This window comes from Actinomadura spongiicola (assembly GCF_003432485.1).
GTDB classification, from domain to species: domain Bacteria; phylum Actinomycetota; class Actinomycetes; order Streptosporangiales; family Streptosporangiaceae; genus Spirillospora; species Spirillospora spongiicola.
This window is the reverse complement of sequence record NZ_QVNQ01000006.1, coordinates 22,875-44,845: the sequence shown is the minus strand read 5'-3', so window position 1 is coordinate 44,845 and position 21,971 is coordinate 22,875. Positions and strand designations below refer to the sequence as shown.

Sequence of the window (21,971 nt, the reverse complement as noted above, 5' to 3'; positions counted from 1 at the left end):
CGCCGCCGTCGCCGCCGGTCACGCCGTCCGTCACGTCCGTCACCTCCCGGGGAACTCCGGCGCGGGCAGCGGCACCTTGGCGGGGCCGAGCCGCAGCTCGATCACGTTGGTGGTCAGGACGTGCGTGCGCGACTCCGCCAGGAACCGTTGCAGGTGCGGCTGCTGGCGATGCGCCGCGAACGCCGCGTCGTTGCGGAACAGCTGGTAGAAGATCCGCTGGGTCGGGCTGCCCACCACCTCGTGGCAGGCGAAGATCATCGTTTCGGGCTCGGCGACCAGGGCGGCCTTCACCAGGTCGGTGGCGAGCCGGTCGAAGGCCTCCTCGCGACCGTCCAGCAGCGTGTAGACGGTGATCTGGCCGCAGGCGCCCAACAGCTCGCCGCCCATCGCCCGCCTCGGCTGCGGGGCCGGAGGCGCCTGCTCGGGAACGCCGACGGCGCCCACGGACCCGCCGAACAGGTCGACGCCGTCCACGGCGGTCGGGCCCGCCGGGTCGCCCGGGAAGCGGAACTCCTCCGCCGGTTCGGTGGGGAAGCGCAGCTCCTCGGCCGGAGCGGGCGGCGGCACCGGAGCGGCCGGCGGCACCGGGTCGGGGAACCGCAGCTCCCCGCGCCTCGGGTCCGGCTGCGGGGGCGGAGCCGGGACGGGCTCGTGCCGCGGTGGTGTGTAGCCCTGCTCCTCGTACCCGGTCACGGGTTCCTCCCGATATTCGTCCTTGTAGTCGTTCCGGTCGTCGTACTCGTCATAGTCCTCGTAGCCGTCCTCGTCCTCGTACACCGGGATCGTGCGCATGGCGCCGTACCAGACGAGCCCGGCCGCGCCGCCGAGCGCGATCACCGCGATCGGCGCGGGCAGGAACCCGCGGGTGCCGCTGACCACCAGCACACCGGCGAGCGCGACCAGCGCGACGGGGATGAGCAGCTCGCCGGCCTCCCGGTCCCGCCGGCTCGCCAGCCACGCGGTGACCCCGGTGCATCCCACGAGCGCGATCACCGCGACGACGTGCGCGCCGTCGATCAGCAGCAGCGGCAGCGCGTCGTAGGTGGAGCCCGGCTTGGGCAGGTCCTTGGTCAGCCTGCCCTTGAGCGGGTCGAGGATGAGGATGACGGTCGCGACGACCGTGTAGGAGATCGCGAACAGCCAGCCCGCGAACCGCACCTGGACGTACCGTGCGATCAGCTCGATCATGCCAAGCGCGAGCCAGACCGGCCCGATCAGCGCGGCGCCCAGCTCCATGACGCGGAAGAACAGGCCGTTGAACCCCGCGAGAAAGCCGACCCCCATGGACAGCAGCGCCAACGACAGCCCGACCTGGGTGAAGGACCAGGCGATGAGGTAGAGCAGCCGTTCCTTGGAGGCACGCGAAACCAGCAACCCGGTGGCCAGTAAGGCACCCAGGGCCGCAAGGATCGCGAGCAGAGCATCGACCATCGCGCCCCATGGTGCCCGATGCGGGAGGCGGAGAGGTAACCGCGTCCGGGTGAACGTGTCCGGTGGACATTCACCCGGACGCCGCTTCCGCCCTGCTTCCCGCCTGCTCGCACACGCCGCTGGCCGCGACCGGACACCGCCGGACGCCCCCGGACGCCATTGGGCGGCGTCCGCCATTGCCTCGCGTACCTCTCGGTATCTAGAGTGGCAAATCACGCCGGAGGTCGCGTACGCCCCGAGGAGAACTGCATGAGCAGCTTGTCCCTCGACGCCGGACTTCTTCCGCTCCCCCGGCCCGTACGAGGCTCCCCCGACCGCACCGCGGGACGCGGCGCCGACCGGGCCGGCGGACGGGACACCGACCGCGCGGAGGTCCTCAAGACGCTCGTCCTGCGCGCCCGGGACGGCGACGCCGAGGCGTTCGGGTCCCTCTACGACCACTATGTCGAACTGGTCTACCGCTACGTCTACTACCGGGTCGGAACGCACTCGCTCACCGAGGACCTGACCAGCGAGACGTTCCTCCGCGCGCTTCGCCGGATCTGCGACTTCCACTGGCAGGGCAAGGACTTCGGCGCCTGGCTCGTCACGATCGCGCGGAACCTGGTCGCCGACCATTTCAAGTCCAGCCGCTACCGGCTGGAGATCTGCACCGCCGAACTGGTCGAGCCGGACCGCCCGCAGGAGGGGCCGGAGCGGGCCGTCCTGGACTCGATGACGAACCGGACCCTTCTGGAGGCCGTCCGCCGGCTCAATTCCGAGCAGCAGGAATGCATCGTGCTGCGGTTCCTGCACGGTCTGTCGGTCGCCGAGACGGCCCTGATCATGGGCAAGAAGGCGGGCGCGATCAAGGCGTTGCAGTACCGCGCCGTCCGGTCCCTGGCACGCCTCCTTCCCGACGACCTGCGCCACTGATCCGCCCTCCCCGTGTCCCGGGCACACCGTCCGGTCGAACTCACCCGTAACCCGCCGTCCCCTCCGATCGTTTTGCGGGCAAGAGAGCGTTGACGCCTGGATTCCGCAAGGGAGCGACCAGTGAGAACCGGGCGAGGAAAGATCGTCGAACAGGGAAACGCGCTGGCCCGGCTGCGGGCGAGCGACGCCGGGCCCGACCCGCGGTTCCGCGAGGTGCTGCGGGCGCGGCTCGTCGCGGCCGCGGGCGACCGGAGCGAGGACTGCCGCAACCGCGGGCGAGGCGACGGCCGGGGAGAGGCGGTTGACTAGGCTCACTCCATGATCTCGTTGAGGCAGCGTCCGTTCTGGGCCCGCGGCAGGGACGAGGATCCGGTCCGCGCCGGTAAGGCGGCCGCCGCGGCCGCGGCCGACCAGGCGCCGCTGCCCGCGCCCGACCCCGCCGCGGCCGCGTTCTTCGACGTCGACAACACGATGATGCGCGGGGCGTCCATCTACTACTTCGCGCGTGGGCTCGCGGCGCGCCGGCTGTTCACCATGCGTGACCTCGCCATGTTCGCCTGGGGCCAGGCCGCGTTCCGGGTGCGGGGCACCGAGAACTCCGAGCACATCGGCAGCGCCAAGGAGGCCGCGCTCGCGTTCGTCGCCGGGCAGAAGGTCGACGGCATCGTCCGGCTCAGCGAGGAGATCTACGACGAGGTGATGGCCGACCGGATCTGGCACGGCACCCGGACGCTGGCCCTCCAGCACCTGGACGTGGGCCAGCAGGTGTGGCTCGTCACCGCCACGCCCGTGGAGGTCGCCCGGACGATCGCGCACCGGCTCGGCCTCACCGGCGCGCTCGGCACCGTCGCCGAGACGAGCGACGGCGTGTACACCGGACGCCTCGTCGGGAACCTGCTGCACGGGCCCGCCAAGGCGGAGGCGGTCCGGGCACTCGCGCAGCGGGAGGGCCTCGACCTGTCCCGCTGCTCCGCCTACAGCGACTCGATGAACGACCTGCCGATGTTGACGGCGGTCGGCCACCCGCACGCGGTGAACCCCGACGCCGAACTCCGCGAACACGCCAGGGCGAACGGCTGGCCGATCCACGACTTCCGCACCGGCCGCCGCGTGACGATGATCGCGCTGCCCGCCGCGGCGGGCGCCGGCGCCATCGCGGGCGGCGTCGCGGCCGGCATCGCGCTCCGCCGCCACTACCGCGCGAACTGAGGGGACCCGCTCAGCCCTCCCCGGAGCCGGCGGCGGGCAGCCGGATGGTGAAGGTCGAGCCCGTCCCGGGGGTGCTCTCGGCGGTGAGCGTCCCGCCGTGCGCGAGGACGATCTCCCGGGCGATGGCCAGGCCGAGCCCGCGCCCGCCGGTGTCGCGGCCACGGGCGCTGTCGGCGCGCCAGAACCTGTCGAAGACGTTCGGCAGGTCGTCCGGCGCGATGCCGTGCCCGGTGTCGGTCACGGTGATGACCGTGCCGCCTTCGCGCGGGTCGTCCGACGGATGCGCGGCGAGCGTCACCGAGCCGCCCGGCGACGCGGCCCGCACGGCGTTCGTCACCAGATTGCCGATGGCCTGGCGCAGCCGGTCGGGGTCGACGTCGACCAGCGGCGGATCCGAATCCGGCGTTAGAACCTCCAGCGCCACCCCGGCGGTCTCGGCGTTCGCGCGATGCGCGGTCCGCAGGGTCTCCAGCAGTTCGTCGGCGTCCACCCGGACGCGGTTCAGCATTAGCTCGCCCGACTCCGCCAACGCCAACTCCTGGAGGTCGTCGATCAACCGCTGTTGCAGCACCGCCTCCTCGTGCAGGGAGGCGAACAGCTCGCGGTCCGGCGGCAGCACCCCATCGTGCAGGGCCTCCAGATAGCCGCGGATGTTGGCCAGCGGCGTGCGCAGCTCGTGCGCGATGTCGTTGATCATCCGGCGTTGCCGTTCCTCGCCGCGTTGCAGCGAGTCGGCCATCCGGTTGAACGCGACGGCCAGGTCGGCGATCTCGTCGTCGCCGCGGACCCGCACCCGCCCGGACAGGTCGCCGGCGCCCAGCAGCCGCGCGGCCTGGCTCACCGCGGCGATCGAGGACAGCATGCGCCGGCTGAGCAGCACCGTGCTCACGATCATCAACGCGGCCACCAGCCCGGCCGCGGCCAAGGCCCGCTGCGGCTCGATGCTGACCCGGCGTGCCTGGTCGTTGCTGAAACCGAGCTTGAGCTGCAACGGGACCGGCGCCACCGGCTCCAGCCGTCGGGCGTAGACGTGTTCGGTGCAGCGTCGGCGCGCATCCCCGTTCGGGGCGGACGTCCCGTAGGGCGGCGGCCGGGTTCTCGCCAGGCAGTCCGTGAAACCCCTCTGGTCGGCCTTCCGCTCCGTCGCGGTGCTCTGGCTCTCCCGGTGGCAACGCTCCAGCGTCCCGTCGTTGACGCCGCCCGACGCCTCGACCGTCCAGCCAACGCCGTAGACGACCCGCCGGTTGATCGGGATGCGGTCACGGGTCAGGCAGGCGGCCAGGCGCAGCACATGGCGCCGCTGCTCGATCAGTCCGAGGAACCCGACCGAGTCCGTGGCGCCTGCCCGCGGGGAGGGCGCACCGAAGCGCACGATGACCTGGTCGACCGACAGTTGCGGTCGGGCGTCCAGGATCGTCGCCGGACGGGTCGACGGCGCCCGGGCGGTCCACCCCTTCAAGATGTCGGTGTCGGCGACGACGATCCCGTCGAGCGTGCTCAACCGGATCCGCTGCCCGGTGCGTTCCTCCAGGCCCTGGACCACGCCGTCCACGCCCTCCCAGGTGCCGTGCAGTGTCGCGTAGTCGACCAGGGTCTGATTGATCAGATCGGCGGTGCGCTTCTCCACCGCGACGGACTCGGTGAGCTGCGCGGTGGTCGCGCGGACCGTCAGCCACGCGGTCGCCCCGGTCGCGACCAGCGTGACCAGCACGATGAGGGCGAACACCCGGACCCGGAAGCGGCGCAGTCCGGGAACCGACCACCTAGCGCGCGGCACCGGGCCCCATCCGGTACCCGCGCCCGTACACCGTCTGCACGTAGACCGGGTCGGCGGGATCCGGCTCGATCTTGCGGCGCAGGTTCATCACGTGCGCGTCCACGGTCCGCTCCAGGACGTGGTGGTCGAACCCGAAGGCGAGCGTGAGGATCTGCGCTCGGGTGAAGACCCGGGCGGGCTCGGCCGCGAGGATCTGCACGATCCCGAACTCCTTGGCGGTCAACTCCACCCGGCGTCCCGCCACCCGCACCTCGAACCGGTTCGGGTCGACCTCCAGTTCGCCGACGCGCAGCACCGCCTCCCCGCCTGCCGGGCCCGCGCCGGCTCCGGGCAGCGCCCCGGCCCGGCGCAGCAGCGCCCGCACGCGCGCCGTCAACTCCCGCGGGCTGTACGGCTTGGTGACGTAGTCGTCGGCGCCGAGGTCCAGGCCGAGGAGCAGGTCCTCCTCGCGGGAGCGGGCGGTCAGCAGCAGAATCGGCACCTGTGACTCCGCGCGGAGGACGCGGCACACGTCCAGGCCGTCCACGCTCGGCATCATCACGTCCAGCACCAGCAGGTCGGGGCGGCGGGCACGGGTCTCCTCCAGCGCTCGCCGGCCGTCGCCGACCACGATCACGCTGTGCCCGGCCTGTTCCAGGTACACCTGGACGAGCCGCGCTTGTTTGGGATCGTCCTCGGCGACCAGGACGCGTGAGCCGGTGCGCATGCCCCGACCGTAGCGCTCGCGCCCGATCCGCTCCGCGCCCGCACCGCGACCATGATCGCTTCTCCGTGAGTTCTTCATCGGATCTTCATGATCATCGGCTTTGGTTTCTCCCGCCGGAAATCGCCCTCCGATTGCCCTCCGAAGGGACAGCGATATGGTCCAGGTCACACCCTCACCGCCCACCGTCACGCCCGCCGAGCAGGCGTCCCGTCCGTACGGCGACCGGTACGCGCGTCTCAGCGACGCCGACCGCCGCACCTTCGCCGAGCAGGGCTTCCTGCTGATCCGGGGCGCGCTGGACGAGCCGCTGCGGAACCGCGTCGAGCAGGCGGTGGACCGGGTGCACGCGGGCGAGCGGCGGGCCGGACGCCTCGGCCCGAACGGCGGCATGCACGTGCTCGGCGCGGTGTTCCGTGACGAGACGTTGACCGAACTGCTGGATCTCCCCGCCACGTTCCCCTGCGTATGGGGGCAGCTGGGCTGGAACATCTACGTGCACCACAGCCACATCGACGTCAACCCGCCGGTCACCCGGGACGAGCCGCCCGCCTGGCGCTGGCATCAGGACGGTTACCGGCAGAACGCCGACCTCGACATGGAACCCCGGCCGATGTTCTCCCTCAAGGTCGCCTACGTGCTCAGCGACCTGTCAGAACCGGGTCGCGGGGGCACCCTGGTCCTGCCGGGCAGCCAGTACTCCAACACCCTGGAGCGCACCGAGCAGGGTCCGGACGGTCATTACGCCCGTCCGCCCGGCACCGTGGAGATCTCCGCCGAGCCGGGTGACGCGTTCGTGTTCGACCGGCGGCTGTGGCACTCCCGCTCGCCCAACCTGTCGGCCGTCACCCGCAAGATGGTGTTCCTCTGCTACACCTACCGCTGGATCCGCTGGCGCGACGACGTGGCGATCAACCGCCACGGCGACTGGTGGCGGCAGATGAGTCCGCTGCGCCGCCAACTGCTGGGCGACGCCGACGAGGCCGCCAGCCACTTCGGCTTCACGTTGGAGTCGGGGGTGTGGGACGACGCCATCCCGCTGCGCGCGGAGCTCAAGGCCCGGGGACTGCTCGACCGCAGCCACCACTACCTGCGCTGACCGTCGCGCTCCTCGGGGAGACCGCTACCCGCGCAGTCGTGCGGTCAGTGCTTCCAGGTCGGGCACGAACCACACGTGCCCGGCGCCGTTCGACTCCTGGACGAGCGCGCGCAAGGCCGAACTCGTCTCGACGTGCCGGGTGATGTCGCCGACGATCGCCAGCCGCAGCCGGTAGTTGACGAACTTCTGCATGACCTCCCCGGCGAACCGGGTGCCGAGTTGGAAGAAGCGCTCGTCGAACCGGCTCGCGGGCACGGCCACCACCTCCGCGCCGAGGAACACCGCGCCGATCAGGTCCAGGGCATCGTCCACGGTGGCCACCGGCGGGCCGTCCGGGTCGCACACCAGCACCTGGGTGCCGCCCAGTTCGCGCATCTCGTCAGCCACCGTCGTCCTCCCGGGCGAGCACGTCCCCGGTGAGCACATCGTCGAGCAGCCGCAGTAGGTCGGCGGTGTCGGCGGCACCGCCCAGAATCACGAATTTCATCCGGCTCCGTTCCACGTCATGGACGACCTGCACCCGCAACTGCCGATCCGAGTCCCCACCGGTGTTCACCCCGGCGAGCACGAGCGTGCCGAGCCGGTCGGCCGCGATCCGGTCGACCCCTTCGACCTGCACGATGCTCGACACCTCGACCGACGCGCCGCCGCCGCCGACCCCGGGGCGCCCGATCAGAGCCTCTAGGTCGGCGGCGGCGATCCGGTACTGCTTACCGATCCGCACCGCGCGCAGACGTCCGGCGTGGATGTAACCCCGCACGGTGCGGACATGCAGGCCCAGGAGGTCGGCGACCTCCTCGACCGAGTACAGTTTATCCCCCATCGCTCCCTAAGCTACCCCATATAGGGAGCGATACGTGCGTTTAAGGAAGCCCTTCACTCGTAGGGGTTCTTGGGCTTCTTGATCCGCTGGAGGGAGCGGCCGCTCAGTTCCGGCACGACCGTGCCCTTCGTGCCGGGCTTCTGGGGCCTCCAGACGCCGACGACCTCGACCCACGCGTCCTCCGGGGGACGCGGGAGACCGCGCACGCGCACCGGGAACGGCACGGCGTCCCCCGCACAGCACGCGATCTGAGTCGGGTGACATGCCAGCCGCCCTGCCGGGCCGGGGCCACGAAGCCGGTCAGCCGCACCGGCACGCCCGCGAGCGCGGAGGGGTCGCGGTTCTGCGCCTCCCACGCGCGGCCGAGGAACTCTTGCATGGTCATGGAGATCGGCGCCCCGCTCGTGGGCAGCCTCTCGAACCCTTCGTCCGGACGGACGGGTGGCGGCGCCGCGCGGCCGGTGTCGCGGCTGACGGTGAACGAGCCGAGCGCGGGCGGGGCGACCAGGAAGACGGCCAGGATCGGCAGGCACAGCAGCCAGGCCGCCCGCGGCCCCCGCGAGTGATCGTGCCCGTGGTCGGCCGGAGCGGTGTGCCGCCACTCGCGGCGCAGACCGGCGGCGCCCAGGACCAGCAGCGCCGACGCCGCGGGCACCAGCAGGAACCGGAACCCGGGCCGGACGTAGTTGACGTACTCGCCGCTGCCCAGCGTGATCCACAGCATCGCCGCGGCGACCATGATCAGCAGCATGTTCTGCGCGGCCCTGCTCACAGCAGACCTCCCACGGCCACGCTGACCCCGACCGCGAGACAGAAGGTCAGCGGAACGAAACGGACGGCGAACCGGCGACCGAAGAAGCCCGTCTGGAGGGCGATCAACTTCAGGTCCACCATCGGCCCCACGACCAGGAACGCCAGCCGGGCCGTCGTCGAGAACTGCGTCAGGCTGGCCGCGACGAAGGCGTCGGCCTCCGAGCAGATGGACATCAGCACCGCCAGCAGCGCCAGCAGCAGCACCGACAGCCACGGGCTTCCCGCCGCGGCGTCCACCCAGCCCGCGGGCACGACGACGTTGATGGTGGCGGCCCCGGCGGCGCCGACCACCAGGAAGCCTCCGGCGTGCAGGACGTCGTGCCGCATGTCCTGACGGAACGCCTCCAGGCGACCGGCCGTGCCCTCGGCGTGCGGCCGGGACGGGATCCTGAGCCATTCGCCCTTCCCGAGCAGCAGCCACGCCCACCCGGCCAGCACCGCCACCAGCAACGACGCGGCGAACCGGCCGACGACCATCTCCGGGTTCCCCGGAAACGCGACGGCGGTGGCGACCAGCACGACCGGGTTGATCGCGGGGGCGGCGAGCAGGAAGGTCAGCGCGGCGGCCGGGGCCACCCCGCGCGCCATCAGCCCGCCCGCCACCGGCACCGACGCGCACTCGCAGCCCGGCAGGACCGCCCCCATGGCCCCCGCGACCGGCACCGCGACGCCCGGCCGCCGCGGCAGCACCCGCCGCCACACCGACGCCGGGACGAACGCGGTGATCGCCGCAGACAGCGCCACCCCGAACACCAGGAACGGCAGCGCCTGCACGCACACCGCCACGAAGATGGTCGCCCACGCGTCCAGTTCGCGTGCGCCGAGTTCCGGGGCGACCCAGATCCGTCCGGCCACCAGCACCGCGGCGAGCAACCCGAACACCCACACCGCACGGACCCCGGGCGCGGCGGCTCCGCGGCGTCCCCAGTCCGGCGGCGGAAGAAGATCGTCCTCGGCCACCCGGAGGCCGGCGCGGTCGCTCATGCCCGTCATCGTTCCAGAGGCAGGCGGGCGACACCGGCACTCCGACCATTCCCGACCGCTCCGGCGGTCCCGGTCATCTCTCCCTCATCCCTCGGTGCCCACGGGGTCGTGCCCCTCGGTGACCGGTGCGGTGACCGGTGCGGTGGACGGGTCGTACAGGTGGACGGCGATCCGGGGCAGGCCGTCGGGGCCCAGGGTGATGTCGGCGTCCACCTGGTAGACGGTGCGGAGCAGATCGGCGGTGACCACGTCGGCGGGGGCGCCGTCGGCGACGACGCGACCCTGGTCAAGCACGACCAGGCGGTGGCAGGCCGCGGCGGCCAGTTGCAGGTCGTGCAGGGCGATGAGAGCGGTGACGCCGAGGCTTCGCAGCAGCCGGAGCAGTTCGACCTGGTGGTGGAGGTCGAGGTGGTTGGTGGGTTCGTCCAGGATGAGCAGCCGAGGCTCCTGTACCAGGGCTCGGGCGAGCTGGACGCGCTGGCGTTCCCCGCCGGACAGGGTGGCCATGGAGCGGTGCGCGAGGTCGGCGATGTCGCAGCGGCGCATGGCGTCGGCGATGAGGACGCGTTCGGCGACCGACAGCCCACCGAGCGGCCCCTGGTGGGGGATGCGCCCGAGGGCGACGATCTGCTCGACGGAGTTCTCCAGGTCGGCGGGGGCGTCCTGGGTGAGGACGGCCACCTTGCGGGCGACCGCGCGGGCGGGGGTGCGCCACACGTCGGCGCCGTCGACGCGGACGGTGCCGGTGTCGGGCCGCAGGCTCCGGTACACGCAGCGCAGCAGGCTGGACTTGCCGCTGCCGTTGGGGCCGAGGAGCCCGACGATCTGGCCGGGCGGCACGTGCAGGGTGATGTCCGACAGCCGGGCGGGCGCCCAGGCGAGGTCGTCGATCTCCACGGACACGGGGGTCACTGCCACCTCCGCCGGTCCGCGCGGCGCAGCAGGACGAGAAAGAACGGCGCGCCGAGCACCGCCGTGATCACACCGATCGGGATCTCGTCGGGCCTGTTGAGCATGCGGGCGCCGACGTCCACCCAGACCAGCAGGATCGCGCCGGTCAGGGCGGCCAGCGGCAGGACGCGCCGGTTGTCGCCGCCGACCACCAGCCGGACGGCGTGCGGGACCATCAGGGCGACGAACGCGATGCCGCCGCTGACGGCGACGACCGCGCCGATGACCAGCGCGCAGCCGACGATCAGGCGTCGCCGGACGCGGTCGACCTCCAGGCCGAGACTGGTGGCGCCCTCCTCGCCGAGGACGAGCGCGTTGAGCCGTCCGCTCTGCGTCCAGAACCATAGGGTGCCGACGACGACGACGGCGATCGGTACGCCGATGTCACGCCACTGGGTGCCGCCGAGCCCGCCGAGCATCCAGAACATCGCCGAGCGGACCTCCTTGTCCGGGGAGGTCAGCACCAGATAGTGGGTGATGGCCTCGGTGAACGCGGCGACCGCGACCCCGGCCAGGATGAGCCGGGTCGGCGCGAGCAGCCCCCGCCCGCCGGCCAGCAGCATGACCAGGGAGAACGTCGCCATCGCGCCGAGGAACGCGGCCAGCGGCAGGGAGAACGTGCCGAACGGGCTGAACCCGACGATGATGACCAGGACCGCGCCGAAGGACGCTCCGGAGCTGGCGCCGATGAGGTACGGGTCGGCGAGCGGGTTGCGCAGTACCGCCTGGAGCACCGTGCCCACGGCGGCCAGCCCGGCGCCCACGGCGGCGCCGAGCAGCACCCGCGGTAGCCGGATGTCCAGCACGATCACCGACCGCGGTCCGGTGGGGGCCGTGTCCACCACGCCGGGCAGGTAGCGGTGGCCGATCATCTGGGCGACGTCGCCGAAGGGGATGGACACCGGGCCCAGCCCGACGGCGGCGATCATCGACAGGGCCAGGATCGCCGCCAGGCCGCCGACCAGGCCGGGCAGGGCGACGCGCCGGACCGTCGGCGGCCCGGGGGCCTGGTGGCGCCGCCCGGCCCCGGGGGCCTTGACCGTCACCGGGCGAGCCCCTCGGTGAGGGTGGTGAGGGCGCGTCCGCCGCGCACGCCCGGCTGGGTGTCGTTGACGGGGATGACGATGAACCGGTTCTCCTTGACCGCGGTGACGTCCTTGAGGGGGCCGTAGGTCTTCATCCAGGCGATGGCCTTGTCGGCCGGTTCGAACGCCTGGTCCTCGACCAGGATGGCGTCGGGGTCGCGTTTGACGACCTCCTCCCAGCTCACCTGCTTGAAGGAGGTGACCTCGGGGAAGATGCCGACGCCTCCGGCGCGGCGGATCAGGTCGTCGACCAGCGCCGTGGAACCGGCCGTCGTGGGCTTCTCCCGGCCGCCCGCGTAGTCGAAGACCTTCGGCGTTCCCGGTACCGGTTCGACCGCGTTGACCTGCCCCTGGAGCTTGGCGACGAGGGCTTCGCCGCGGGCCGGGACGCCGAAGACCCTGGCGAGCGCGCGCACGTCGGCGTACACGTCCTCGATCTTGGCCTTGTGGCCGGGGCAGTTGGCCGAGAGCAGGTAGGTGTTGACGCCCTCCTCGCGGAGGGTGGCCCGTTCGCCCATCGCCTTGGGGCCGTAGTCGTCGGGGTAGCCGCTGACCACCAGGTCGGGGTCCGCCGCGTAGACGACCTCCTTGGACGGCGGGGGGAACGCGCTCTCGGCGATGACCTTGACGCCGCGCAGGGCGGCGGCGTACTCGGGAACGATGTCCTTGGCCGCCACGGTGCCCGCGATCCTGTCGCGCAGGCCGAGCGCCAGCAGCACCTCGGTGGCGGGCGTGCTGGAGGCGACCACCCGCCGGGGGGCGCCGGTGAAGGTGTAGTCGGTGCCGCAGTTGCGGGCGGTGACCGGTGCGGCAGAGGCCGCGGCGTTCGTGCCGCCGGAGTCGCCGCACGCCGTCGGCAGGACGGCCACGGCGGCGAGCGCCAACGAGGCGAGCTTCTTCATCAGGGGTTTCCTTCTGTGTGTCGGCGGTCCGTAGGGGAGGTCAGACATGGGGAATCGGCAGCCGTTCCGTGTCGGGGGGCAGGGGGTCGGCGGGCAGGGGGTCGGAGCCGTCGCCGAGGAACGGGAAGGCGGCGGGGCCGGTGGAGCGCAGCCCCGGTACGACGACCCGCGCGACCGCCAGGCCGAGTCGGTCCAGGTCGGGTGGGGTGATGTCGACGGTCACGACCGGAAGGCGACAGGCGGCCAGCGCGGCGTCGAGGTCGATCCGGGCGGGTCGCCACCGGCCGCCGGGGCGTCCGCCGGTCAGCCGCGCGCCTACCCGCGCGGCGACGCGGGGGTCGGCCAGCAGTTGCAGCGTGCAGACCAGGTCGGTGGCATCGGACAGGTCGGGCCGGTAGGCGTCGGCGTACCGCCGGTCGTCGCGGTGGGGTTTGAGCACGCCGGACCATTCGGGCATCCCGTCGATCACCGCGTCCAGCGTGTCGAGCGACACCAGTGCCTCGGCGGCGGCCTTCGCCCCCGCGGCGGCCACCGGATCGTCGGCGTTCGGGGCGACGGCGCAGCCCGCGCCCAGCCGGTCGCCGTCACCCCATGCGACGCACAGCACCACCGGGGCGCCCAGCGCGTTCGGCACCTGGAACCAGCGGAGCCGCGCCCCGTCCGGGACGGGCAGTGGCGGCCCCGCCAGCGGTGGAAAGGCGCGGCCCCCGTACCAGGCGGTGGCCAGCGCGTGCCGTTCGACGACCTCCGCCAGGGCGGCGGAGCGGGCGGCCGGCAGGGAGGGCCCGGCGGCGATGCCCGCCGCGATCGGCAGGTGCGCCGGACGCCCGTCGATCTCCGCGTGCTCGCCGGGCGCGAGCCACACCAGCGATGCGGGGACCGGGCATTCGACGCCCGCGGCGGTGCGACCGGTGACCCAGTGGATCGGGGCGTCGCGGTCCAGCCCGGCGAACGGGAACCCGGGGCGCTCGTGCTGGCGGGACGAGTACAGCGCCAGGGCCGCGGGGTCGACGGCGGTGGCCCCGAGCCGTCGCCAGGTGGAGCGCACCAGCCGCCCGGCCGGGACCAGATGCCCCGCGTAGCGTTCGGCGGCCTCGCCCAGGGCGCGGCGGGCGGCGTCGTCCGGGCTCGTCCACGAGGTGCCGCCGACGACCGGGTTGCCGAGCGGTAACGCGAACGCCCCGGTGTCGGCGAGGTGGGCGGTCGCCGTGTGCAGCACGCCGTGGCTGCGGCCGGTGTCGAGAGCCCGCACCGGCCCGCAGCGCGGATCCAGCAGCCGGGCGGTCATGTGTGCGGCAGCGGGACGAGGTTGATCTCGTCCTCGGTGATCGGGACCCGCCGCAGGCCGAGCCGGACCGGGTCGGTGTACAGGCGCGTGCCGCCGAGGAAGGGAAACGCGGCGGGCGCGTTCGAGTAGGCGCCGGGCACCACGACGCGGGTCGCGCGGAACCCGGTGGCGGCCACGTCCGGGGTGGTCACGTCGACGGCGTGGGCGGTCAGCCCGGCGGCGGCCAGCCTCCCGAGGTACAGGTCGCAGGGGTCTCCGCCGGGCGACGGCAACTCCTCCAGGGCGAGGGGCGCGTGGTCGCCGGTGATGGGCTCCAGGTGGGGCCGCAGCCCCGGATCCAACCAGATCTGGCTGTGGCAGCCGAGGTCGGTCACGTCCCGGTAGTCGGCGCGGTAAGAGTCCGCATACCGCCGGTCGGCCCGGTGTGGGTGGAAGCACTCGATGGGGATGGTGCCCTCGCGGGCGGACGTCCAGATGTCGCCGTCCGGGTCGAGCAGCCCGAGCGCGTAGCGGCGCAGCGTGACCGCTTCGGCCAGCGCCTTGCGCACCGCGGCGGCCGGGTCGGGGCGCGCCGCCACACCGAACACCGCCAACTCGTGCTCGGGGTCCTCCAGCAGGACACCGAGTACGGCGACGTCGAACACGGTCGGCAGCGCCACGACCCGGTACCGGCACGGCCCGCGCGCACCGACCGCCCGCGCCCAGCCCGGCCCCGCCTCCGGCTCGGGCTCCAGGATCGGAGTCAGCCGGGGATGGTCGACGTGGACGGGACGGGCGGGCAGCCGGTTCGCCCACCAGATGACGGTGGCGTCCCGTTCGATGACCTCTTCGAGGGCGGCGGCGCGGGCCATCCGGTCGTCGGTGCCCGCGGCGATCCCGGCGAGCATCACGAAGTTGGTGACCGGTTCGGCGAGCCGCGGCGGCTGGTGGTAGTTGATGTACACCAGCGAGGCGGGTACCCACACCGGCTCCTCCGACGGCAGCGTCACACCCCGCGTCCACAGCACCGGCAGGTGGTCGGCGAAGGGGACGAACGGACAGCCCGGCACGGCGTACTGGGCCGCCGAGTACAGCGCCAGGTCGGCCGGGTCCACCGCGTTCTCACCCGCGGCGACGAGCTCGGAGCGGGTGGCCCGGCGCAGGTCGGCGGGCACGAAGTTGCCGCAGTACCGCTCCACCGCCTCACCGATGGCGCCGAGCCGGGCCCGGCCGGGGTCGCCGAACGCGGTGCCGGTGGAGACCCGGTCGGCGGGCCAGGGCAGCAGGCTCGCGATGTCGGCGATGTGCGTGGCGCACACGTCGAGGCTGGGCGGCCACCACGGCTCGGGCTCGGTGTGCACGACCTGGGTGATCACTCCGGTGCGCGGGTCGACCAGCGCTTCGGGATTCATCACGCCTCCTCGGCGGCGGGCTGCGGCAGCCGCAGCGGGCGGGGCTCGATCTCGTACCGGGCGGGCTCACGCGGGGCGCGGCGGCGTGGGACGCGTCCGGCGGTCAGCTCGACGTGCAGCCGGTCGGCGGCGGGCAGGGCGGCGGCGACGGGCGGCAGCCGCAGCTCGGCCCGGCCGGTGCCGCCGGGCAGGGCGGCGGTGCCGTCACCGAGCCGGACGCGGACGCCGTCGGCGCGCTCGTGGACGAGGGTCGCCACCAGCTCCACGGGGCGTTCGGCTCGGACGGTCACGGCGAGCAGCGCCGATCCGTGCCAGCTCAGCGGGCCTTCGGCGGTCAGCCGGACGACGTCGTCCCGGTCGGCGACGGCGGCCAGATCGGCGGAGTGCGGCAGCGAGGGGAACGGGTCGGCGGGATCGTGGACGAGAACGGTTCGATCCGCGGCGAGGGGCTCCTGCCGGTACGGGGCGCGGGCGGGCGGGCACGGGTCGCGGTCCCGCCATCCGGCGCCGAGGACCAGGCATCTGCGGGCATCGGTCCACTTGCCGCCCCGCGCGAGCGTGGCCAGCCAGCTCAGCATGAGGTCGTCGGCGTCGGGCTCGTCGGGCACGGCGATCGCGCACTCGGGCGAGAGCCGATGGGTGAGCGGAGACGCCCAACCGCCGATGACCACGGTGGGATCGGCGGCGAGCGCCGCGTGGCTCAGCGTGGTCTCCGCCGAACGGCAGAACCAGCTGCCCACGTGCAGGGTCGGGACGGACGTGGCCCGCACCCGACGGGCCACGTCGCGGGCCCGCGTTCCGAAGGCGTCGGGCTCCGGGGGCCAGGGTCCCACCGGCGCCGGCCACCGCTCGGGCAGCGCCGGGTCGCCCAGATCGGCGCCGAGCCCGGGGTCGAGCGCGAACGCCAACTCGAAGAGCCCCGGCCGGACGGCGGGCCCCGTCGCGAGTTCGGTGCGCCACCACAGCTCTTCGTCCAGCGGCGGCGTCCCGAGCACCGGCCACGGCTGCCGCGACGCCACCGCCCAGACCGCCGGATGGTTTGCCGCGCACCAGGCCGCGAACGCCTCGTATCCGGTCCCGGCCAACAGCACCCGGCCGTCGCACCAGGGCCGCGTGCTCACCCAGTCGTGGGTGGCGGCGCCGTCGGAGCCCTCGTCGCGGCCCAGCGTGAACGTCCCGCCGGAACGGTGCCGGCCGCGAAGGTCCTGAACGTAGGCGGCGACACCGTGGTCGGCCAGCGCGGCGGCCTGCGGCCACGCCCCGGCGGCCCCGTACGGGGTGCGCAGGACCACCACCGGCGCGGGCGTCCGGGCGGGCAGGAACAGGTCGCCGACGAGGGACACGCCGTCGGCGGCCCGGACGGCGATGTCCGTCTCGATCCGGCGGTCGCTCATGGGACCGGCCGCACCGGCTCGGGGACTTCGCGCATCAGCCCGGCGGGGACGGGAAGCACCGGGTGGCGGCTGACCTGCCCGGTGGCGGGGTCCACGCCGAGCTGCGCGCCGCGGCCGGGCGGGGCTTCCCCGCACAGCCAGCTCCGCACGTCCACGGCGATCAGCGCGGCGGCCATGGCGGCGCCGAGCGCGTCCGCCGGGTCGGGCTGGGGGCTTCCGCCGTCGTCCAGCCAGCGCCAGTAGGCCGCCAGTTCGGCGGGCCACGGGCTGGCGGCGAGCCGCCGGACCCTGGTGTCGGCGTACCCGACGTCCCCGGGCCCGGTGCGGAACGGGCCGGTGTACCAGCGGCGGCCCTCCGCGTGGCCTCGGTGCCAGGGCAGCCCGGCCTCCAGGCATCGGGCGTCCAGTTCGGTCCACCGCCGGTCGGGAAGCCAGGCCGCGCACGCCACGAGCACCGCCAGCTCGGGCGCCTCGTCGGCCAGGTCGCGTTCGGTGCCGCGCCGGACCGTGACGCCGGTCCGGGTGAGCAGGGAGCAGAGGGTCTCGGCGAGCGGGCCGCCTCCGGAGACCCCGACGATCCCGTGGCGAGGGGCGGGTGGGGCGAGGACGCCCTCTTTCTCGAACACCGGTCGCAACTCTGGTGCCCGCAGCTCGCCGACGCCGCCGTCCCCCGGTTCGACGGCCAGGAACTCCTCGGCGGGAGTGTGCACCAGCCAGCCGTCACCGGCCGGAATCAGCGACACCCCACCGGCCCAGCGCATGTCCTCGTCCATCCGGCCTTCCCGTCCCTAGTCTTGGAGAACCGGGTGCGGGCGTGATTCGCCCATGCCCGCACCCGGCCCCTCCTCATGTCACCGCCTCACGTCAGCGCCAGGCGATGCTGGACTGCCGCGCCGTGGCGTGGTTGGACGAGTGGAGCTGGCCGCGGCTCTTGGAGACCGTCAGCTTCGTGACCTTCATGCGTGCTCACCTCCGTTCTCTTCCGTGGGATCGCGATCGCTCGGGCCGTGCGCCTCACCGGAGAGGTCCCCGTGGCTTCAGGAACATCAGCACTTCACCCGCTCCCGCGAGCCCACGTCCCGAACACGCATTACAACGATAATGAAAACGGTTGTCAACGTCTCTAAGCTGACCCGTTATGGACAAACCCCTCCGAACCGCGTCCGATCCCCCGGCTCGGGGCCTGGTCAGCCTGCTGGTCGCCAACCGCGACTTCCGGCGGCTGTGGCTCGGCAACCTGATCAGTGTCTGCGGCGGCTGGTTCAGCGCGGTCGCGGTGTACGCGATGGTGTACGAGCACAGCGGCGAACCCCTCGCGGCGGGCGCCGCGCTCGCGCTGCGGTACCTGCCGGGCCTGCTGATCGGGCCGTGGGGCGGCGTGCTCGCCGACCGCGCGGACCGCCGTACGATCATGCTCGCCGGGGACGGGCTGCTCGCCGTCCTGGCGCTGTCCTTCCTGCTCGCCGACTCGCCGGGGACGCTGTGGCTGGTCTACCCCCTGACGTTCGCGTCCGCCGCGACCGGCTTCGTCTTCCAGGCCGCCCGCAGCGCCTGGATGCCGTCCCTGGTGCAGCCGGCGGAGTACGTGCTGTACTCGGCGGCCGTGCAGGTCAACGGGCTGCTCTTCCAAGCCGTCGGCGGGCTGGCCGGAGCGGCGGTCATCGGCCTGTTCGGGTGGCGTTGGGCGTTCGTGGTCAACGCGCTGTCGTTCCTGGTGTCCCTGCTGCTCACCGCACTGGTCACCGCGGGCGGCCGACGCGGCGCCGCGCGGCGGGCGTCCGGCTGGGCCGCCTCCTTTCGGGAGGGCCTGCGCACCGCTCGACGCACCCGGCTGATCGCCGCGCTGCTCTGCCTGGAGGCGGTGTTCTGCCTCGGCCTGGGCGGAATGATCACCGCCATGATCCATCTGGCCCTGCGGGTCCATGACCTCGGCGACGGAGGCACCGGCTGGTTCTACGCGGTCCAGGGCATCGTCGGCGCGGCTGGGCTGCTCGCCCTCGCCCCGCGCCTCCAGCGCGCGGACCCGAGGACCCGACTTCTGGTCATCGGGCTGTCCTGCCTCGGCGAGGGCGTCTGCACGGCCCTGCTCGGCCTCCCGACCGCCGCGTGGGCGGCCCTGACCCTATGGGGCATGGCCGCCCTCGCCGACGTCGTCTACGGGCCCACCGCCATCGCGGCCCTCCTGTCCGCCGCGGGCGACGAGATCCGCGGCCGCGTGATGTCACTGTGGAGCGCGGTCGCCACCGGCGCCCTCGCCCTCTCCGCCTTCGCCGCGGGCGCCCTCCTCGACGTCCTCGGCCACCGCGTCCTGCTCGTCATCCTCGGCACCCTCATGGCCGCCCCCGGTCTCGCCTGGCTGCTCGCCCTGCGCACCGGCGCCGTCCTCCGGCCCTCGACACACGACCGCAACCGCACCGACATGACCGTACGCCCCAAGACAACAGAAAACGGACATGCCTAACCGGCGCCGATCATGACAGGGCGGCACACCGACTCGAAGCGAGATTGCGTTTTCGTTGCCTAGAAAACGCGAACCCCATTATCGTGGCTTGGCCATTACACCTGACGCCGACCACGCTCCGCCGGGCAGGAACGATCATTACGTGTGGTGGCCATACGCATGCGCGCCCGTCCGCGAACCGGTGGACTATGTACCGTACGCCGACAGGAATGTCGAAATGATCTAGGGAGATCATGCGGCCCATACCGGAATCCGCGCCCAGTTCCGTCCCCGAAAGTCGAGCCGACATGGTGCGGCGCCGCGTGGTCGAGGCCGTCAGCGACGCCATGTACTCGGTCCGGCACGTCGAACACGGTGAACTGCACCTCTACCTCGCGCTGTTGCAGGACCGGTTGCCGATCTACGTGGGCACGGTCACCGATCTCCACGCCCAGGTCGGGCAGGCCGACGTGCGCAAGAACCTCATGCTGGTCGCGGAGGCGACCATCGGCTTCTACAACGAGGTTCTGACGGCGAAGGCGGCGGTTCTGGCCAGCCCCGCGCAACTGGTCCGGCTACGGGAGGTGATGCTCCCCCGGCAACTCGGCCCGCACCAGGCGGAGCAGGCGGTCGCCGCCTACCTCCGCCAGGAACAGGAACTCGGACGGGTGGCGGCGGACGTGGAGACATCGGGCGCGGCCCGGCTGCTGCTCGGCGCCTGCCTCAACTATGTCTTCACCGTCCTCCTGCTCGGTGACGACATCCTGCCCCCACGCGAGGAATACGTCGCCGACCTCGTCCAAGCCCTACGCCTACCCCCTGACCCCGACCCGGCACCATAGCCTTCTCGTCGGAAAACGGTTCTGGCCGCGGTGAATTCAGGTCGGCGGCTGGCCGCTGCCGGGGCACGTCGCACGTGATCCGGCCGGTTGATGCGTGGGCGTGGGCTGGCCCTGACCAGCGGAAGTGCTTGCGCCACAGGACGGGCGGTTCGCCATCAGAGGGCCTCTCGTTGCCTGAACTCACTTTCTTTGGTGCGCTGTTGCCCAGCACCTAGTGTGTGGCGAAAGAGCCCAAAAATGACCGCGCCCGAATGGCACAGAACCCTTACTCCGAACGGCTGCTGGGTCGTGCCGAGCTTGGCATCTTGCGAGTAGCCGCGAACATCGATCAGTTCGTCGTTTCCGCCGTTGTTCAGCAACGCAACCAGATGACGCTCGACGTCAGCGGTGGTGTAGGGCCCTGTGGGCGCCAACTCCGGGATATCGACCGGCGTGGGCGGTTGCCCTGTGACGATCTTCTCGTCTGAACCCGAGGCGTCCCCGCTAGGTGGGGCCGTACGAACCCACTGGACATGCACCTGAGCCTTATTGGCCAAGACGATGCGGGTACCGAACGTGAGCCCGTCCACACCGGACTCCACCTCGGAGATCGCCGGACTCTTCGCATCAGTGAGAGTCTGCTCTGCCCATGGGTGAAAGCGGTCGAGCCTCATGTACGTCCCTAACTCCTTGTTCGCCCTGCCCGACGGATGACCAGGCCCCAGTATGACGCCGAACCGGCGGTGAACACGCCGGTCGCTCTGGTTCTCAAGGGGCCGCTGTTCTGGGCCGTCGGGTGAGGAGGGTGGCGGTCAGGAGGAGGGCCAGGAGGGCGGCGAGGATGACGAGGGTCGCGGCCACGCCGAGGGAGGGGGCCGCGAGGGTGGTGAGAAGGATGAGAGCCGCCGTGAGCACGATCGTTTCGAGGCGGACGGACGGACGGCGCATCGGAACATGCAGGAGCCACAGCATGACCAGGGCCAGCGCGAGCGGGACGGCGACCGCGGCGATCACGGTCTTCTCGTCGGCCTTGATGTGGTCGCCCGCGGAGACGACCGCGGTCTCCAGCCCGGCGCCGACGGCGGCGAACGCGGCGAAGATGACGTAGTGGCCGTAGCCCCAGCCGAACGACCAGTCGCGGCGGACGGCCAGGCCCTCGCCCGCGGGTTCGGAGAAGTAGATCCACCAGAGCGTGAAAGGGATGGCGAGGCCCGCCAGAGCGATGGTGCCGAGTTCGCCGCTCAGACCGTGTTCGACCGAGTCCTGGACGGCGTTGGTCGAAGCGAGGACGCTCTCGCCCAGCAGGATGATGGTGAACAGGCCGTAGCGTTCCCCGATGTGATGCGGATGCCAGGTCGTGGTGCCCGCGCGTTCCGCGATCAGCGGGACGGACAGTTCGAGGACGACGAGCACGAGGAACAGCCAGCGGGAGCCGTCCCCCGGCAGCGCGAGGTAGGAGAGCCAGAGAGCCTGGAGGACGGAGACTCCTACCGCGTACCGGATCGTCGTGCCGCGTGACTCGGGATGGGCGACGGCGGCGCGGATCCACAGGGACACCAGGCCGACGCGCATGACGAGGTAACCGATCGTGACGGTGGTGAAGTCGCCGTCGAACGCGTCCGGCACCCCGGCCGCCAGGAGCAGGACGCCCGCCATCTGCACGAACGTCATGACCCGGTACGGGACGTCGTCGGTGTCGTACGCGGACGCGAACCACGTGAAGTTCATCCACGCCCACCAGATGGCGAAGAACACCATGAGGAACGGCAGCACGGCGTCGCCCGTGTGGTCCTCCTCGGTGGCGTGCGCGAGCTGCCCGGCGATCTGCGAGACCGCCGCGACGAACGTCAGGTCGAAGAGCAGTTCGAGCGGGCTGGCCGCGCGGTGCGGCTCGTCCACGTCACGGGCGACCATCCGACTACGGAGCGCATCCATGCGCTCACTC

General features: G+C 72.5%; 22 protein-coding genes. 6 read left to right on the top strand and 16 right to left on the bottom strand.

Features of this window, described 5'->3' with window-relative positions; translation table 11 throughout:
* Positions 1-39: 39 nt before the first annotated feature.
* Positions 40-1,431, bottom strand: a complete 1,392-nt coding sequence (locus D0T12_RS19965) for an antibiotic biosynthesis monooxygenase (RefSeq protein ID WP_117401172.1) — start codon at positions 1,429-1,431, stop codon at positions 40-42.
* Positions 1,432-1,680: 249 nt separating this feature from the next.
* On the opposite strand from D0T12_RS19965, the gene D0T12_RS19960 reads away from it, so the two are divergent.
* The 3 genes from D0T12_RS19960 to D0T12_RS19950 all read left to right on the top strand — a co-directional run bounded on the left by D0T12_RS19960 (position 1,681) and on the right by D0T12_RS19950 (position 3,555).
* Positions 1,681-2,346, top strand: a complete 666-nt coding sequence (locus D0T12_RS19960; protein ID WP_117401171.1) for a sigma-70 family RNA polymerase sigma factor — start codon at positions 1,681-1,683, stop codon at positions 2,344-2,346.
* A gap of 120 nt (positions 2,347-2,466) precedes the next feature.
* A complete protein-coding gene (locus D0T12_RS19955; protein ID WP_117401170.1) occupies positions 2,467-2,655 on the top strand; it encodes a hypothetical protein in 189 nt (62 codons plus the stop codon).
* Positions 2,656-2,664: 9 nt separating this feature from the next.
* Complete coding sequence (locus D0T12_RS19950; RefSeq protein ID WP_117401169.1) at positions 2,665-3,555, top strand: HAD family hydrolase; 891 nt, start codon at positions 2,665-2,667, stop codon at positions 3,553-3,555.
* A 10-nt stretch (positions 3,556-3,565) separates the two neighbouring features.
* On the opposite strand, the gene D0T12_RS19945 is transcribed toward D0T12_RS19950, so the two are convergent.
* The gene (locus D0T12_RS19945) at positions 3,566-5,332 is read right to left on the bottom strand and encodes a sensor histidine kinase (RefSeq protein ID WP_199487580.1); all 1,767 of its coding nucleotides are present in this window, start codon (positions 5,330-5,332) and stop codon (positions 3,566-3,568) included.
* The gene (locus tag D0T12_RS19940) at positions 5,319-6,038 is read right to left on the bottom strand and encodes a response regulator transcription factor (protein ID WP_117401168.1); all 720 of its coding nucleotides are present in this window, start codon (positions 6,036-6,038) and stop codon (positions 5,319-5,321) included. The genes D0T12_RS19945 and D0T12_RS19940 overlap by 14 nt, the downstream gene beginning before the upstream one ends.
* 154 nt (positions 6,039-6,192) lie before the next feature.
* On the opposite strand from D0T12_RS19940, the gene D0T12_RS19935 reads away from it, so the two are divergent.
* Entirely contained in the window at positions 6,193-7,134 is a 942-nt protein-coding gene (locus tag D0T12_RS19935; RefSeq protein WP_117401167.1) for a phytanoyl-CoA dioxygenase family protein, read from the top strand.
* Between the two features lie 24 nt (positions 7,135-7,158).
* Here D0T12_RS19935 and D0T12_RS19930 read toward each other — a convergent pair whose 3' ends face one another.
* The 11 genes from D0T12_RS19930 to D0T12_RS35420 form a co-directional block, all read right to left on the bottom strand.
* Complete coding sequence (locus D0T12_RS19930) at positions 7,159-7,521, bottom strand: DUF4180 domain-containing protein (protein WP_199487579.1); 363 nt, start codon at positions 7,519-7,521, stop codon at positions 7,159-7,161.
* Positions 7,514-7,957 carry a helix-turn-helix domain-containing protein gene (locus D0T12_RS19925; protein ID WP_117401166.1) on the bottom strand — a complete coding sequence of 148 codons (444 nt, stop codon included), beginning with the start codon at positions 7,955-7,957 and terminating at the stop codon, positions 7,514-7,516. The genes D0T12_RS19930 and D0T12_RS19925 overlap by 8 nt, the downstream gene beginning before the upstream one ends.
* A gap of 103 nt (positions 7,958-8,060) precedes the next feature.
* Positions 8,061-8,729, bottom strand: coding sequence for a DUF1980 domain-containing protein (locus D0T12_RS19920; RefSeq protein ID WP_117401165.1), 669 nt, complete (start codon positions 8,727-8,729; stop codon positions 8,061-8,063).
* The gene (locus D0T12_RS19915) at positions 8,726-9,763 is read right to left on the bottom strand and encodes a permease (protein WP_117401164.1); all 1,038 of its coding nucleotides are present in this window, start codon (positions 9,761-9,763) and stop codon (positions 8,726-8,728) included. The genes D0T12_RS19920 and D0T12_RS19915 overlap by 4 nt, the downstream gene beginning before the upstream one ends.
* A gap of 75 nt (positions 9,764-9,838) precedes the next feature.
* Positions 9,839-10,657 carry an ABC transporter ATP-binding protein gene (locus D0T12_RS19910; RefSeq protein WP_407642101.1) on the bottom strand — a complete coding sequence of 273 codons (819 nt, stop codon included), beginning with the start codon at positions 10,655-10,657 and terminating at the stop codon, positions 9,839-9,841.
* A 5-nt stretch (positions 10,658-10,662) separates the two neighbouring features.
* Entirely contained in the window at positions 10,663-11,751 is a 1,089-nt protein-coding gene (locus D0T12_RS19905; RefSeq protein ID WP_199487578.1) for a FecCD family ABC transporter permease, read from the bottom strand.
* The gene (locus D0T12_RS19900) at positions 11,748-12,692 is read right to left on the bottom strand and encodes an ABC transporter substrate-binding protein (protein WP_117401162.1); all 945 of its coding nucleotides are present in this window, start codon (positions 12,690-12,692) and stop codon (positions 11,748-11,750) included. The genes D0T12_RS19905 and D0T12_RS19900 overlap by 4 nt, the downstream gene beginning before the upstream one ends.
* A 40-nt stretch (positions 12,693-12,732) precedes the next feature.
* Positions 12,733-13,980, bottom strand: a complete 1,248-nt coding sequence (locus D0T12_RS19895) for a YcaO-like family protein (protein WP_117401161.1) — start codon at positions 13,978-13,980, stop codon at positions 12,733-12,735.
* Complete coding sequence (locus tag D0T12_RS19890; RefSeq protein ID WP_117401160.1) at positions 13,977-15,371, bottom strand: YcaO-like family protein; 1,395 nt, start codon at positions 15,369-15,371, stop codon at positions 13,977-13,979. The genes D0T12_RS19895 and D0T12_RS19890 overlap by 4 nt, the downstream gene beginning before the upstream one ends.
* On the bottom strand, positions 15,371-16,765 hold the full coding sequence (locus tag D0T12_RS19885) for a CocE/NonD family hydrolase (RefSeq protein ID WP_158581546.1): 1,395 nt from the start codon (positions 16,763-16,765) through the stop codon (positions 15,371-15,373). Before D0T12_RS19885 ends, D0T12_RS19890 begins: the two co-directional genes overlap by 1 nt.
* The gene (locus tag D0T12_RS35420) at positions 16,762-17,538 is read right to left on the bottom strand and encodes a hypothetical protein (RefSeq protein WP_158581545.1); all 777 of its coding nucleotides are present in this window, start codon (positions 17,536-17,538) and stop codon (positions 16,762-16,764) included. The genes D0T12_RS19885 and D0T12_RS35420 overlap by 4 nt, the downstream gene beginning before the upstream one ends.
* Before the next feature lie 365 nt (positions 17,539-17,903).
* Between D0T12_RS35420 and D0T12_RS19875 the strand changes: the two genes are divergently transcribed.
* Together D0T12_RS19875 and D0T12_RS19870 are read left to right on the top strand one after the other, a co-directional pair.
* Positions 17,904-19,226, top strand: a complete 1,323-nt coding sequence (locus D0T12_RS19875) for an MFS transporter (RefSeq protein ID WP_117401157.1) — start codon at positions 17,904-17,906, stop codon at positions 19,224-19,226.
* 233 nt (positions 19,227-19,459) lie between these two features.
* Positions 19,460-20,047: a TetR/AcrR family transcriptional regulator C-terminal domain-containing protein gene (locus tag D0T12_RS19870; protein WP_147339557.1), complete on the top strand. Its 588-nt coding sequence runs from the start codon at positions 19,460-19,462 to the stop codon at positions 20,045-20,047.
* A 155-nt stretch (positions 20,048-20,202) separates the two neighbouring features.
* On the opposite strand, the gene D0T12_RS19865 is transcribed toward D0T12_RS19870, so the two are convergent.
* A complete protein-coding gene (locus D0T12_RS19865) occupies positions 20,203-20,700 on the bottom strand; it encodes a hypothetical protein (protein ID WP_117401155.1) in 498 nt (165 codons plus the stop codon).
* 94 nt (positions 20,701-20,794) lie between these two features.
* Positions 20,795-21,961: a low temperature requirement protein A gene (locus D0T12_RS19860; protein WP_199487577.1), complete on the bottom strand. Its 1,167-nt coding sequence runs from the start codon at positions 21,959-21,961 to the stop codon at positions 20,795-20,797.
* Between the last annotated feature and the right edge of the window lie 10 nt (positions 21,962-21,971).

Bases quoted from the DNA above. Each gene is read 5' to 3' on its own strand.
- D0T12_RS19875 (WP_117401157.1), top strand. From the start codon at position 17,904: ATGGACAAACCCCTCCGAACCGCGTCCGATCCCCCGGCTCGGGGCCTG.
- D0T12_RS19865 (WP_117401155.1), bottom strand. From the start codon at position 20,700: ATGAGGCTCGACCGCTTTCACCCATGGGCAGAGCAGACTCTCACTGAT.
- D0T12_RS19915 (WP_117401164.1), bottom strand. From the start codon at position 9,763: ATGACGGGCATGAGCGACCGCGCCGGCCTCCGGGTGGCCGAGGACGAT.
- D0T12_RS19965 (WP_117401172.1), bottom strand. From the start codon at position 1,431: ATGGTCGATGCTCTGCTCGCGATCCTTGCGGCCCTGGGTGCCTTACTG.
- D0T12_RS19885 (WP_158581546.1), bottom strand. From the start codon at position 16,765: ATGAGCGACCGCCGGATCGAGACGGACATCGCCGTCCGGGCCGCCGAC.
- D0T12_RS19940 (WP_117401168.1), bottom strand. From the start codon at position 6,038: ATGCGCACCGGCTCACGCGTCCTGGTCGCCGAGGACGATCCCAAACAA.
- D0T12_RS19870 (WP_147339557.1), top strand. From the start codon at position 19,460: ATGCGGCCCATACCGGAATCCGCGCCCAGTTCCGTCCCCGAAAGTCGA.
- D0T12_RS19925 (WP_117401166.1), bottom strand. From the start codon at position 7,957: ATGGGGGATAAACTGTACTCGGTCGAGGAGGTCGCCGACCTCCTGGGC.
- D0T12_RS19960 (WP_117401171.1), top strand. From the start codon at position 1,681: ATGAGCAGCTTGTCCCTCGACGCCGGACTTCTTCCGCTCCCCCGGCCC.
- D0T12_RS19950 (WP_117401169.1), top strand. From the start codon at position 2,665: ATGATCTCGTTGAGGCAGCGTCCGTTCTGGGCCCGCGGCAGGGACGAG.
- D0T12_RS19895 (WP_117401161.1), bottom strand. From the start codon at position 13,980: ATGACCGCCCGGCTGCTGGATCCGCGCTGCGGGCCGGTGCGGGCTCTC.
- D0T12_RS19860 (WP_199487577.1), bottom strand. From the start codon at position 21,961: ATGGATGCGCTCCGTAGTCGGATGGTCGCCCGTGACGTGGACGAGCCG.
- D0T12_RS19900 (WP_117401162.1), bottom strand. From the start codon at position 12,692: ATGAAGAAGCTCGCCTCGTTGGCGCTCGCCGCCGTGGCCGTCCTGCCG.
- D0T12_RS19935 (WP_117401167.1), top strand. From the start codon at position 6,193: ATGGTCCAGGTCACACCCTCACCGCCCACCGTCACGCCCGCCGAGCAG.
- D0T12_RS35420 (WP_158581545.1), bottom strand. From the start codon at position 17,538: ATGGACGAGGACATGCGCTGGGCCGGTGGGGTGTCGCTGATTCCGGCC.
- D0T12_RS19890 (WP_117401160.1), bottom strand. From the start codon at position 15,371: ATGAATCCCGAAGCGCTGGTCGACCCGCGCACCGGAGTGATCACCCAG.